This is a genomic window from Brevibacterium spongiae (assembly GCF_026168515.1).
In the GTDB taxonomy this organism is placed as follows: Bacteria; Actinomycetota; Actinomycetes; order Actinomycetales; family Brevibacteriaceae; genus Brevibacterium; species Brevibacterium spongiae.
Genome location: NZ_CP093443.1, coordinates 2,880,555 through 2,892,685 on the forward strand (window position 1 = coordinate 2,880,555; position 12,131 = coordinate 2,892,685).

General features: G+C 64.5%; 17 protein-coding genes and 1 tRNA gene. 10 read left to right on the forward strand and 8 right to left on the reverse strand.

Annotated features, from left to right (window positions below; all coding sequences use genetic code 11):
* Positions 1–76 precede the first annotated feature (76 nt).
* From bcp to L1F31_RS12955, 4 genes are all read left to right on the forward strand, one after another.
* A complete protein-coding gene (bcp, locus tag L1F31_RS12940; RefSeq protein ID WP_265417688.1) occupies positions 77–550 on the forward strand; it encodes a thioredoxin-dependent thiol peroxidase in 474 nt (157 codons plus the stop codon).
* 164 nt (positions 551–714) lie between these two features.
* Positions 715–796, forward strand: a tRNA-Leu gene (locus L1F31_RS12945).
* Between the two features lie 213 nt (positions 797–1,009).
* Positions 1,010–1,474, forward strand: coding sequence for a GNAT family N-acetyltransferase (locus L1F31_RS12950; RefSeq protein ID WP_265417689.1), 465 nt, complete (start codon positions 1,010–1,012; stop codon positions 1,472–1,474).
* Positions 1,471–1,809 (forward strand): hypothetical protein, encoded by a 339-nt coding sequence (locus tag L1F31_RS12955; protein WP_265417690.1) that lies wholly within the window; start codon positions 1,471–1,473, stop codon positions 1,807–1,809. The genes L1F31_RS12950 and L1F31_RS12955 overlap by 4 nt, the downstream gene beginning before the upstream one ends.
* Here the strand turns inward: L1F31_RS12955 and L1F31_RS12960 are convergent.
* Positions 1,787–2,419 carry a MerR family transcriptional regulator gene (locus tag L1F31_RS12960; protein WP_265417691.1) on the reverse strand — a complete coding sequence of 211 codons (633 nt, stop codon included), beginning with the start codon at positions 2,417–2,419 and terminating at the stop codon, positions 1,787–1,789. The two genes, L1F31_RS12955 and L1F31_RS12960, sit on opposite strands and share 23 nt — an antisense overlap.
* A 147-nt stretch (positions 2,420–2,566) precedes the next feature.
* Between L1F31_RS12960 and L1F31_RS12965 the strand changes: the two genes are divergently transcribed.
* Positions 2,567–3,007, forward strand: a complete 441-nt coding sequence (locus L1F31_RS12965) for an anthrone oxygenase family protein (RefSeq protein ID WP_265417692.1) — start codon at positions 2,567–2,569, stop codon at positions 3,005–3,007.
* A 55-nt stretch (positions 3,008–3,062) separates the two neighbouring features.
* On the opposite strand, the gene L1F31_RS12970 is transcribed toward L1F31_RS12965, so the two are convergent.
* Genes L1F31_RS12970 through L1F31_RS12980 form a run of 3 tightly spaced genes read right to left on the reverse strand, consistent with a single transcriptional unit; the run spans position 3,063 to position 5,052 of the window.
* Complete coding sequence (locus L1F31_RS12970) at positions 3,063–3,692, reverse strand: maleylpyruvate isomerase family mycothiol-dependent enzyme (RefSeq protein ID WP_265417693.1); 630 nt, start codon at positions 3,690–3,692, stop codon at positions 3,063–3,065.
* Positions 3,689–4,234: an ASCH domain-containing protein gene (locus L1F31_RS12975; RefSeq protein WP_346732464.1), complete on the reverse strand. Its 546-nt coding sequence runs from the start codon at positions 4,232–4,234 to the stop codon at positions 3,689–3,691. Before L1F31_RS12975 ends, L1F31_RS12970 begins: the two co-directional genes overlap by 4 nt.
* Positions 4,231–5,052 carry a FadR/GntR family transcriptional regulator gene (locus tag L1F31_RS12980; protein ID WP_265417694.1) on the reverse strand — a complete coding sequence of 274 codons (822 nt, stop codon included), beginning with the start codon at positions 5,050–5,052 and terminating at the stop codon, positions 4,231–4,233. Before L1F31_RS12980 ends, L1F31_RS12975 begins: the two co-directional genes overlap by 4 nt.
* A 99-nt stretch (positions 5,053–5,151) precedes the next feature.
* Between L1F31_RS12980 and L1F31_RS12985 the strand changes: the two genes are divergently transcribed.
* Positions 5,152–6,033 carry a carbon-nitrogen hydrolase family protein gene (locus tag L1F31_RS12985; RefSeq protein WP_265417695.1) on the forward strand — a complete coding sequence of 294 codons (882 nt, stop codon included), beginning with the start codon at positions 5,152–5,154 and terminating at the stop codon, positions 6,031–6,033.
* A gap of 120 nt (positions 6,034–6,153) precedes the next feature.
* On the forward strand, positions 6,154–7,521 hold the full coding sequence (locus L1F31_RS12990; protein WP_265417696.1) for an APC family permease: 1,368 nt from the start codon (positions 6,154–6,156) through the stop codon (positions 7,519–7,521).
* Between the two features lie 14 nt (positions 7,522–7,535).
* Here the strand turns inward: L1F31_RS12990 and L1F31_RS12995 are convergent, their stop codons facing one another.
* Both L1F31_RS12995 and L1F31_RS13000 read right to left on the reverse strand, forming a co-directional pair.
* Positions 7,536–7,724, reverse strand: a complete 189-nt coding sequence (locus tag L1F31_RS12995) for a hypothetical protein (RefSeq protein WP_265417697.1) — start codon at positions 7,722–7,724, stop codon at positions 7,536–7,538.
* A 17-nt stretch (positions 7,725–7,741) separates the two neighbouring features.
* Complete coding sequence (locus L1F31_RS13000; RefSeq protein ID WP_346732465.1) at positions 7,742–8,371, reverse strand: HAD family hydrolase; 630 nt, start codon at positions 8,369–8,371, stop codon at positions 7,742–7,744.
* A gap of 94 nt (positions 8,372–8,465) precedes the next feature.
* Here L1F31_RS13000 and L1F31_RS13005 point away from each other — a divergent pair, with 94 nt between their 5' ends.
* From L1F31_RS13005 to L1F31_RS13015, 3 genes are all read left to right on the forward strand, one after another.
* The gene (locus tag L1F31_RS13005; protein WP_265417699.1) at positions 8,466–8,813 is read left to right on the forward strand and encodes a PadR family transcriptional regulator; all 348 of its coding nucleotides are present in this window, start codon (positions 8,466–8,468) and stop codon (positions 8,811–8,813) included.
* Positions 8,810–9,781, forward strand: coding sequence for an HAAS signaling domain-containing protein (locus tag L1F31_RS13010; RefSeq protein WP_265417700.1), 972 nt, complete (start codon positions 8,810–8,812; stop codon positions 9,779–9,781). Before L1F31_RS13005 ends, L1F31_RS13010 begins: the two co-directional genes overlap by 4 nt.
* Positions 9,782–9,888: 107 nt before the next feature.
* Positions 9,889–10,320 carry a nuclear transport factor 2 family protein gene (locus L1F31_RS13015; protein WP_265417701.1) on the forward strand — a complete coding sequence of 144 codons (432 nt, stop codon included), beginning with the start codon at positions 9,889–9,891 and terminating at the stop codon, positions 10,318–10,320.
* Between the two features lie 86 nt (positions 10,321–10,406).
* Here the strand turns inward: L1F31_RS13015 and L1F31_RS13020 are convergent, their stop codons facing one another.
* Positions 10,407–11,702 (reverse strand): methyltransferase, encoded by a 1,296-nt coding sequence (locus L1F31_RS13020; protein WP_265417702.1) that lies wholly within the window; start codon positions 11,700–11,702, stop codon positions 10,407–10,409.
* A gap of 53 nt (positions 11,703–11,755) precedes the next feature.
* Positions 11,756–12,037 (reverse strand): HPr family phosphocarrier protein, encoded by a 282-nt coding sequence (locus tag L1F31_RS13025; RefSeq protein WP_265417703.1) that lies wholly within the window; start codon positions 12,035–12,037, stop codon positions 11,756–11,758.
* Positions 12,038–12,131: the final 94 nt, after the last annotated feature.

The following is a 12,131-nucleotide window of genomic DNA, read 5'->3' on the forward strand; positions in this document are numbered from 1 at the left end:
GAATAGAGTGGTGGTCGTCATCGGTTCTTCGCGAACCGAGCCCACATCGGGACTGCCTATTCAAGGAGGAGCACACATGTCACGTCTGTCAGTCGGCGACACCGCCCCGGATTTCACCCTCGTCAACCAGGACGGAAAGTCCGTGAGCCTCAGCGATTTCAAGGGTCAGCGAGTCGTGGTGTACTTCTACCCGGCCGCCATGACCCCGGGCTGCACCACCGAGGCCTGCGACTTCCGCGACTCGCTCTCGGCACTCAAGGCCGCCGGAATCGCCGTCGTCGGCATCTCCCCGGACAAGCCGGAGAAGCTCCAGCAGTTCATCGAGAAGGAGGGCCTGAACTTCGACCTCCTCTCCGATGAGGACAAGACGATGATGACCGAGTGGGGTGCCTTCGGCGAGAAGAAGAACTACGGCAAGGTCGTCCAGGGCGTCATCCGCTCAACCGTCGTCGTCGACGCCGAGGGCAAGGTCGAACTCGCCCAGTACAACGTCAAGGCCACCGGACACGTCGCCCGCGTGCGCAAGGAACTCGGCATCGACGCCGCCTGAGTCGGCTGCAGGCCTGCCGCCCGGGTAACCGGACGTCCGGTTGGGCGGGTGCCCGGGCGGACTGATAGGCGGCCTGGCGAGAGACGGGGCGGCCCGAGTTTTCAGCAACTCGGGCCGCCCCTGCTAATCTTGAGGGCGTCGCGGCCGCTGATTCGGCCGCTTCAGCGCGAGTGGCGGAATTGGTAGACGCGCTGGATTTAGGTTCCAGTGTCTTCGGACGTAGGGGTTCAAGTCCCCTCTCGCGTACCTCGGTCCCCGGTGTGGAAGTCGACAGGCTTCCGTGCCGGGGACTTTTCTTCTCCGGCGCCGAACACAGAAGGTGCACGCCTCACCACAATCCGTCCGTGCCCCACCACTTTTCGTCCGCCGGCCACCAGTTCCGGTCCGTCTCATCAGGATGCGAACTGATGCAGAGGACGTAGTGTGGTCAGTGCCCCAGAATCTGAGAAAGGACAGCCGATGCCGGATTCCTCAGCGCTGACGATCCGCCCCACCTCCCCCGCCGACGAAGCCCGGTGGCGTGAGCTGTTCCGCGCCTACCGCGAGTTCTACCATCTGCCCGAATCCGAGGAGATCGTCGACCGTGTATGGTCGTGGATCACCGATCCTGATCATGAGGTGCAGAGTCTCGTCGCCGAGGCGGCCGGACGTATCGTCGCCATCGCCGACTTCCGTCGGTTCGCCCGCCCGTCGACCGGGTCGACGGGAATCTGGCTCGACGATCTGTTCACCGACCCCGAGGCGCGCGGTACCGGTGCCGGACGCGCCCTCATCGCCCGACTGCAGGAAGTCGCTGCCGCAGAGGGCTGCTCCGTCGTCCGGTGGATCACCGCTGCGGACAATGAGCAGGCACAGGTGCTCTATGACAAGGTCGCCGCGAAGACGAACTGGGTCACCTACGACGCGAAGCCGGCGGAGTCATGAACGCGGAGGGCGGGCGTGCGACGGCTCCGTCAGCCGATCAGGAGATCCTGCTGTGTTGTCTGCTCTGGGCCCGCGATAGCCAGGCTGCTGCGCTGACCGCCTATGAGAACGGCGTCCTGGATCTGATCTCGGACCACGGCGGGCAGGTCGTCAAACGTGCCAAGAGCGACGGGGCTGACGGCCATCCCGATGAGGTGCAGTTCTACCGCTTCCCCTCACAGGCTTCACTCGATTCCTACCTCAGCGACCCGCGACGGACAGCCCACGCTGTCGAACGCGATCGTGTCATCGCCCGGACCGAGCTGTTTCCGGTCAGCTTTCTTCCACCCGATTGAGGTTCTGCGCGAAGTGCTGCTGGGCGAGGAGGACCAGGGCCTCGAGCAGCGGCCTGCGCAGCAGACTGCCGAGGACGACCCCGCGGATCCGCTCCTCCAGGCTGTCCGCATCGCCGATGGCCTCGAGATCGTTCCTGCCGACTCTTTCGGCGGCTTCGACGTAGGCGTCGAGTCGGTCGAGTATCGGTGTGAGCTCCTCCGTGCTCAGCAGAGCAACTGCGTTGACGGCCGCTTTGTAGGCCGGTGACGAGGTCTCGCAACGCCACCCTCGTGCGGTGATCGCTTGGTCGAGAAGCGCTGCGGATTCGGTGTCTTCGGTTTCGACCTCGATGTCGGTGCCGACGTTGCCGATGAGCGTGTCTTGGGTGACGGCCATCGCGTCGATCTCCGATGCCTGTCCGTTCACCGCGTCGATGACGGCGCGCACTTTCGCCAGGGGCAGGCCGGCGACTGACGTCAGCGCCCGGATGAGACGCAGCCGATCGAGGTGGGTCTGATCGTAGACCGCCTGGTTCACGCTTGTCCGACGCCCCGGCGGCAGCAGTCCTTCACGCAGGTAGTACTTGATGGTCGGCACCCTGAGTTCGGAACGGCGGGACAGCTCTGCCATCCTCATCTCCGAACGCACCATCGGCTCCTGCACCGTCGATCCCCTCCTGATACGGCCATCAGTATTTTCGATCTGATCTTGCTCGACCATAGCAGATACCTCTACTATCTGTTATGGATAGCTCGACTACCTATTAGAAGGAAACCCATGGACGCCCTCGCATTGGCAGCGGTTCTCGTCACCGGTTTCGTCGGTTCGGCGGAATTCGGTTCGGCCGTATTGGTTCACCCCGTGATCCGCAGGCTGAAGACGAACGATCAGCTGATCATGGAGAAGGGCCTGCTGAAAACGTTCGGTCGGGTGATGCCGGTGGGCATGACAGCGGCAGCCGTGCTGGCCATCATCATCGCCATCGATGATCCGAATGCCTGGTTGGTCTCTGCCGCCATCAGCCTCGGCATCGCTCTGGTCGTGACGATCATCGGCAATGTCCCGATCAACGCGCGGACGGGACGCATCACCAAGGAGGCCGCCCCAGAGGGCTTCATCGCGATGCGCAGGAGGTGGGACGTCTTCCAGATTGTGCGCGCCTCGCTGCAGCTGCTCGGGTTCGTCTTGGTGGCGGTCGGGGTTGTCGGGTTCAGTTGAGACATTGCGTCACCGTTCGGGATCTGCGCTGCAGTGGGGGCCACCCGAGGACGGTTCAGTTCATGCGGCGCCGGAGCTCAGCGACACCTGCTCCCGATAAGCTGGCCAGCGTTTCCGGTCGGCCAGCCATTGCCATGACAAGGTCGAGGATGCGACCGGTCACCTCGGGCCCGTCACCGGTTTCGAAGTCGGCGTCAACGGCACGCAGCGTCAACCCTTCCACCTGGGTCTTCGAGTTCACGGCGAAGTCCTTGGCGGCGAAGTACCGTGCCACCTCGGCGATCGCCTGGGTGTCGGGCCGGAGTTCGAGCCCAAAGGGTCGGGCGATGTCTTGGCCGTGGACGATGACTTCGCCGAGGAAGGCCGGATAGTCCTTCGTCGGGGCGATCGTCGCATTGATCGAGGTGCGGAAGTTCGCAAGGGTCTCCCCTGGTGTGGCGCCGAGATGGCGCTTGAGCAATCGCGCATTGTGCTTGGCAGGGTCGAAGCCTGCGCGGATGATGCTCGCTATCCATGCCCAGCGGCCGGTGTTCGCAGCTGCCGTCAGGTGGGCGACGACCTGCTCGACCGACCAATCCTCGCAGAGAGTCGGCGGCTCCCACTGCTCAGGTTCGAGCGTGGCCAGCAGGTCGGCGAGGCGTGCCCGCTCGGCGTGGATGAGTGCCCAGTAGTCACCTTCGTTCATGCGGTCTCTCCTTCGGACTCATCGATGCGCTGCTCACCGCACGTGTGGCTGGCGGCATTGTCGCCGTGGGCGTCGCCGACTGGGAAGAGCAGCCGAAAGCGTTCGCACACGACCGGCATTTCGGCGGAGTATCCGCGGCTCCCGTGTTCCCGCCAGAAGCGTTCATGGATCTCGCGCCAGTCCGCCAAGGTCCGGTCGCCTTCGCCCTCGGAATGGGCGTGCTCGGCGGTCACCTCGGAGAAGGGGACGATGTCGATCGCGGTGGTTTCGATCAACGCACGCGGTCGACTTCGACCGTCGAGGATGATGCTCAACTCACCTACCGCGGGGACGGCCTCACCCTCGTCTTCGATATCCCACAGTGCCGAGGCGGTGCCCGTCTTTGTGCCATTCAGAACGAGAGCGAGAAGTTCGTCGGCGTGCTCGGGAGTCGCACCGAAGGCCCAGGCTTCGGGGATCTGTTCGGGCAGATCCTGGAGGCGATGCTTGACCGTCGACCAGAAGTCTTCGAGCTGACTGTTCATCGCCTCGGAGCTGGTCATTTGGCGCTGCCCTCGAGACCGACGAACATCTCACGCCGCAGAGCATCGACGTGCACCCGGGTGATTTCTACAGCTGCCATAGGGTCGCGGCTCCGGAGGGCTGCCACGAGCTTCCGGTGGTGATCGCGACCTTCCTCGAGCTGCTCCTGGGGGTAGGGCACGAAGTACTTCGTCAGTCCCCCATAGCAGGCCAGATAGGTCGGCACTTCCGGCAGTCCGCTGATGTCGGCGATGAGTCGGTGAAATCGGGTGTCGGGGATGTGGTGTTCGTGCCAGTCAGCTGCCTCGGCCGAGGCCTGGATGAGAGAGTCCAGCTCATCACACTGCTCAGAGGTCGCGCGCAGGGCAGCCGCCGCGACGATGGCCGATTCCATCAGGCTGCGCTGATCGATGAGCCGGTGAATCGCGTCGGAATCGGCACGGTAGGCGGTGACGGCTGAATCGTTGAGATGCGGCGGGTCGTCGGCAACGAATGTGCCGCCACCGCGACCGCGCTTGCGGACAAGGACTCCGTCGTCGACAAGGCTTTCAAGCCCCCGTCGCGCGGTGATGACACTGACTTCGAGCCCCGCAGCCAGAAGCTCGGTCTTCGGCAGCCTGCTGCCTGGCGAGAGCAGAGCGTGCTCGATGGAGAGGAGCACCCGGGCGCGGACGGTGTCGACGGCGGACAGACGTGTGAGTTCTGCGGCTCCGGGTGCGGCGAACAGAGTGCGATCGACCGCATCAGCCTGCGCGGAGTCCACTTCGATCGAGCCCACTCCGGCCGGGTCCGAATCCGTTCCCGCTGCTTCGGGTGTCGAAGAATTTCCTGCCGCCATGTCTTGAGTCTAACGTCACACAAGTCTATAGTGATCAAACTGATCAATTATAAAAGCGGTGGATGACGACCATCGCACCAACCCAGCGAAGGGACCAGCGTGGACTCCACCGAAATGGCAGTGGGCCTGGCTCAGCGAGCACCACTGACCGACCGGGATCCGCTTGCCGGCTTCCGCGCGGACGTGGCGGCCACCTCGGCGAGATATCCCGAACTCGAGATGCTCATCTACCCCGAGCTCCACCTGCACGGCGTCGATGACCTGCCGGCCGCACAGCGCTCCGATGCACTGCGGCAGAAAGCCGTGAGTCTCGACACGGAATTCGTAGCCGCGATCGGCAGGATCGCGGCAGAGCACGCCATCTGGCTGTGCCCGGGCAGCATCGGCGAGATCGCCGATGACGGCAGCTTCTTCAACACGCAGCTGCTCTTCTCGCCGAGCGGCAGGCTCGTCTCCACGTATCGCAAAATGTTTCCCTGGCGCCCTTTCGAACCACATCGGCCGGGCACCGAATTCGTCGTCGCCCCTACCCCCGACCACGGCAGCTTCGGACTTTCGATCTGCTACGACGCGTGGTTCCCGGAACACTCCAGGCACTTGAGCTGGATGGGCGCTGACGCGATCCTCAACATCGTCAAGACCACCAGCCAAGACCGCGAGCAGGAGCTTGTCCTGGCGCGAGCAAACGCGATCGTCAACCAGGTCTACATGCTCAGCGTCAACTGCGCCGAACCCGTAGGCCGCGGGCGGTCCATCGCCGTCGACCCCGAAGGCCTCGTCCTCGGCGAGGCCGGACTCGGCGAGGACACGATCATCGTCCGCGTCGACCCCGAACGGGTCAGACAGGTCCGCGCCGTCGGCACCGCGGGGACGAATCGGGTCTGGTCGCAGTTCAACCCCGACGACGACCCGATCCCACTCCCTCTCTACGGAGGCGCACTCGATCCGAAGCGCTGGTCCCCCGGACACAGCACACCCTGAACCGACCACATCTTCGCCCGCAGGTCCCGCACAAGCTCAACCGCCTCACCTCAATTCTCCACCGCAGCCGCCGCTGCACCGCCCCGCCACCACACCTCTTGCATCGACAATGGAGCGATCATGTCAGACCCCATCGCACTCAACCGGACCCTGAAACTGCCCTCACTGGTCATCTTCGGCCTCGCCTACCTCACCCCGCTCATCGTCCTCGGCATCTTCGGCGTCATCGCCTCACAGACGAATGGGGCGAGCGCGAGCGCGTACCTGCTCGCGCTCGGCGCAATGCTCTTCACGGCCAACAGCTACGGCCGTATGGCCGCGGCCTACCCGGTCGCGGGGTCGGCCTACACGTACGTGCGCAAGACGATCGATGGACGCGTCGGGTTCCTCGTCGGCTGGGCCACGATGCTCGACTATCTGTTCCTGCCGATGGTCATCTGGCTGATCGGCAGCTCGTATCTGCAGGCACAGTTCCCGGCTGTGCCGATGGCGGTGTGGATCATCGGCTTCATTGTGCTGACCACGGTGCTCAACGTCGTGGGCATCAAGGTTGCTGACCGGGTCAACCTCATCCTCATGTCGTTCCAGATCCTCGTCATCGTCTTCTTCGTCGCGCTGTCACTGGCCGACGTCTTCGCTTCCGAGGGCGGGGCCGGACTGATCAGCGCGTCCCCGTTCACCGGAATCGACTCCACGCTCGTGGCCATCGGCGGTGGCGCCGCGGTCGCCGCCTACTCCTTCCTCGGCTTCGATGCCGTGACCACCTTCACCGAGGAGACCATCGAGCCCCGGCGCACCGTACCGAAGGCAATCATGCTCATTGCGCTCATCGGCGGCGGAATCTTCGTTGTCGTGGCCTACGCCGTTCAGCTCGTCCACCCCGGCGGAGTCTTCGAGAATTCCGATGCGGCAGGGTTCGAGATCGCCCGGAGCATCGGCGGACACCTCTTCGGGGCCGTCTTCCTCGCCGCCCTCGTCATCGCTCAGTTCACGTCGGGCATCGCGGCACAGGCCGCCGGCAGTCGTCTGCTCTATGCGATGGGGCGGGACGGTGTGCTTCCGCGCAGCTTCTTCGGCAAGCTCAGCCCGCGCTTCCACACCCCGGTGCTGTCGCTTCTGGCCATCGCCGCCATCGGTCTCATTGCGATCTTCATGAACGTGGCCACCTCGACGTCGTTCATCAACTTCGGGGCGTTCCTCGCGTTCATCATGGTCAATGTCTCGGTCATCGTCTTCTGGGCGCGCGAGCGTCGTGCGGGCCGGTCGCACAATGTCCTGACCTACCTCGTGTGCCCGATCATCGGGGTCATCGTCATCGGCTTCCTGCTCACTCAGCTCGATATCCACGCCATCACGCTCGGCGCTATCTGGCTCGTCGTCGGTGCCGTGATCCTCGCTGTCACGACGAAGGGCTTCCGCACCCAGCCCTCAGAGCTCGCCGTCGACTCGGTTGATTCAGAACCGGCTGACACCGCACCACTGCCCTGAGCCGTGTGCCTCAATCATCGTCCGCGGCGTCGAGACATCACGGTCCCGACGCCGCAGGCGATGACACCGCCGGCAGTCACCCAGACACCCCAGACTTGCCACACCTCAGGACCATCGAAGAGTCGCGGAATCAGGAAAATGAGCACAGTTGCAGACTCCGCCAGCCCAAGAACCAATCCGGACAAACCATTGTCCTTCGACATCCCCCCTCCTCTCTGACTCACTTCTTCTGCCGAAGAAACTGCTCGATCGCCGCAATCGTCGAAGCATTGTCGCAATGGACGATCCCGTTTACTCCCACAGCACGGGCACCGCCGGCGCATACTTCGTGATCATCGATGAAAAGCACATCCGCGGGTTCGGCGCCCAATCGTTCGAGCGCATTCTCGTAGGCTTCAGGTTCAGGCTTGAGCAGGCCGCTCTCGTGACTGTAGATGATCGGGTCGAAGACAGCACTGAATCCGAATCTCCGCTCCTCCTCGTCACGGGCGCCGTCGACTGAGTTCGATAGAATCGCGACTCCAATGCGTGACTTCAGCGACTTCGCATAGTCGAAGAGCTCGACGTTGAGCCTCCCGCAGTATTCGTCCCACATATCCGCCTGCATGGCCTCGACCAGGCTCGAATCCATCTCGAGCGCTCGTCCTATTTTCGACCAATACTCGGTCCGCGTGTCCGCTCGACAATCGATGACCGGCAAATCTGCCGCCCGGATACGCGACCGATACTCCTCAGCGGAAAATCCGGATCGCTCCTGCCACCGACTCTGGAACTGCGGCCACACGGCGTCATCGTCGACGATCTCCAGCACTCCCCCGATGTCGAAGAGCACCCACTTCTGTGATCCCATGCAGCAAGCCTACCTGCCAACTGCCGGGAATCTGCCGAACAAACCCATACCCCGCCTCTTGTAATACTGTGTGGCACACACTATCGTGTGACGCATGAACGAGGATGCAGAGAAAGCACTGGCCACCCACGAGCAGGAGCTGCGACGCGGCACCGTGGTCTTCGCCAGCCTCGTCGCCTGCCGTCGCCCGCAGTACGGCTATTCGCTTCTGACGACGCTCACCGAGGCGGGGATCCCCACCGAGGCCAACACCCTTTACCCCCTGCTGCGACGACTGGAGAAACAAGGCCTTCTCACCGCCGAGTGGAACACCGAGCAGGCTCGACCTCGCAAGTACTACACGCTCACCGACAGCGGCGCCGAAGTCGCCGCCGCACTGCACCGCCATTGGCTCGAACTCAACTCCAGCATCACCAAGCTCTGGAAGGACGGCACACCATGAGTGCGCTCACCGAAATCTACGTCGACAACGTCACCCGCCACCTCCCCGAAGACTCCCGCCCGGACATCGCCGCCGAGATCACCGCAACGATCGACGATATGGTCGACGACCGCCTCGGCGAGGAACCTGAGCCGAACCCCGAACGCACGGCAACAGTCGAACGCGAAGTCCTCGAAGAACTCGGCGATCCGGTGATTCTGTCGCGGGAGTATGCGAACTCCCCGCAGCACCTCATCGGCCCGAATTCCTTTCCGCTCTTCATCTGGGCGCTGCGCTGGGTGCTGCCGATCATCGGCCTCATCTCCCTGACCGCCAGCCTCATCACCACCTTCGCCACGGCCCCGGATACCCAGCTCGGCCAGGCCATCGGACCGGCGATCGGCAACACCGTCACCGCCCTGCTGACCACCTTCGCCGTCATCACGATCATCATCGGACTCGTCGACCACAGCAACGAGGGCGGCGCATCGACAGCGCTCCGGAAACGGAGGTCAGGCCCGTGGACTGTCGATGACCTCGATCGCCGTGATGCCCGCAGCACGCAGATCCGCGCCGAGGCGGCCCTCGGGCTGGTCTTCATCGTGACCCTGGCATTGGTTCCGTTCATCCCGACGACCCTGCTCTACGTCGGCCATCTCAACCGCGGCGGAACCTTCATCAACCCGGATCTCGGCACCGGCTGGCTGCTCGGCTACTGGGCCTTCCTCGCGCTCCTCGCCGCTGTCGAGATCATCAAGCTCACGACCGCCTCGGCGAAACCGAGTGTGGCGCTCATCGGCGGGATCATCGATGTGGCCATGGCCGTCTTCCTCACCATCGCCCTGCTCACCCAGCCGGTCCTCCATCCCGAGCTCACGAACACCGCGAATGCCGATATCCAGCAGATCATCACGGTCGCAGCCATCTGGATCATCACCGTCTGGGACCAAGTAAGCACCTGGAAGATCACTCGCCGCGCTCGGGCCTGAGGCCTATCATCAAAGCAGAGGCGGAACGCAGATGACCGCCTCGGGCAGCCGTGTCAGACCGAACCGCACTCCGCGGCCCGGGCACAGCGCCGGAGAATCGAGGAATCATGTCCACGTCTCTGCACACGCTCATCACCGACAACCTGGCCGCCGTCACGGCCAAAGACGTCGAGGCGGCCGTCTCCGCCTTCGCCTCGCACGGGGTCCTCATCGACCCGCACTACCCCCGCCCCCGCATGGCCGGCCACACCGAGATCCGCGAAGGCTTCCAATGGGTCTTCGCCGGAATGCGCGAACTCAATTTCACGATCGACTCGTGGTTATTCAGCGAGGACGGGACGAGCGCAGCCGTCGAGGTCTCGTCCCGGCACGTGCTCGCCGGCGGACGGGTGCTTGAGTTCGGTCAATGCTTCGTCGTCGATACGGCGGACGGCCGAGTCACCCGGTGGCAGGCCTACGAACCCTATGGTCCCGGCGGTTTGGGCGGGATCACCCTCGGGTTCGGCCGGCTGAAGTTCCGCCGTGCCCGCCGCCGGTGAGCGGGCGCGGGGGCCGGTCGTTCAGGCTCGGGTGTGTACCGATCGTTCGGGTCGAGTCTGGCCGGTCGTTCGTCCGGCGCGGTCGTTCAGCCGGCGCGGCTGGAGATGACCGTGAACTTCGTGTTCCGCGCCAGCTGCTCGCTGGGTCCGATGAGGGTCTCGAGGCGGTCCCGGTAGCGCAGGTGCGTATTGAACACGGTGACCACCTGACCGCCCGGGGACAGATGTGCCGCGGCCGTGGCCATGAGCGCCTCGGCGGTCTCTGTCTCGATCGTCGTGCCCTGATGGAACGGCGGGTTGAGCACGACGAGGTCGAACGTGCCGAGCCCGGCCACGGCCGGATCCTCGGGGTTCGCCGCATCGCCGAGGACGATGTCGACGTCGACGTCGACGTCGACTCCGTTCGCCTCCGCTGTCGCCCTCGCCGAGGCGACCGCCGCCTTCGACACATCCACTCCGGTCCCCCGAGACGCTCCCGTGGCACGCATCGCTGCGGTCAGCAGCCACCCGTTTCCGCACCCGAGATCGAGGACGGACTCCGGCTTGGCTCCGGCATCAGGCAGAGTCTCCAGAAGTGCGTCGAGGAGCAGCGTCGAGCCTTCGTCGCTGCGCACCCCGGAGAAGCAGGCGCCGTGCGCTCTGACCTCGAGGTCTCCGACGCCCGAGTGGGCGATGACTCCGTGCTTCGGGAAGCTCGGCAGGCTCGGTGATGATAGCGGTCGGCTGCCGATGATCATCCGGTGCTTGCCCACTCCCGGCGAGACGTCGACGCGGCCGAAACCGCGGGAAAGCTCCTTATTCACCGCTCGGCTCATCGCGTCGCTGCGTCCGATGACGATGATCGTCGACACGTGGGCCTGCAGGGCGGCGATGGATTCGGCCAGTGCGTTCGCGGCCTTCGGGGCGTTGATGACCGCCCACGTCTCCGCGTTCCCCTCCCCCGCCGAGGTGGCCCACCCTAAGCCGGCGAATTCGGTTCCCAGCTGGCTGAGTTCGGAGATGTGGTGGACATCAAAGAGTTCGGACCTGTCCGGGCTCTCAGGACGATCAGCGATGAGGGCGGCGGTACGGGACTCGTCGATGCGATCGTGGTAGACGGCCACCTCGGCGAGGCGGCGCAGCAGCGCAATCTGGATGCCCTTGGCATCGTCGACGACGATGATGTGGTGCGGGACGTCGGCGGTCGCCTCGGCGTCGATGAAGGCACCGGCCGCGTCACGACCGGACACGTCGAGTTCACGCAGGCGCCGGCCGATGATGTATTCGACGAGCATGCGCGCCTGCGGCAGACCGGGCACGTCGTGCAGCTGCGGAAATTCCGCCAGCAGATCCCGACTGCGATGTGCGGCGGCAGAGTCAGGGAGCAGCAGGGAGGCGGACATTCGATCAGTCTAAACTGCGCGGACCGCTTGCCGCCTCCTCGACCGTATCCAGTTCAGCCCTCAGCGTCGTGATCGGTCTCGATGAGCTGCTTGAGAGCCGCCAGTGCCTCGTCAGCACCGTCACCGTCAGCGCGCAGGACGACCTTCTGACCGTATTCGGCGCCGAGACCCATGAGGGAGAGCACGCTGGCCGCGTCGAGGGCATCCTCGGCCGGTTCGCCCTCGAGGGCGATGGTGATCTCGAGATCATAGTCTGCGGCGGCCTCGGCCAGCAGAGCTGCTGGGCGGGCGTGCAGGCCGACGGTGCTTCCAACTGTTGCGGTGGTCTCTGCCATAACGCTTCCTTCCTGTTCAGACCGGCCGCGTCTGGGCCGGTCGAGTGCTGCGATGATGCTGATTGTGGTGGTGCGCGGTTGTGACGCGCGGTTC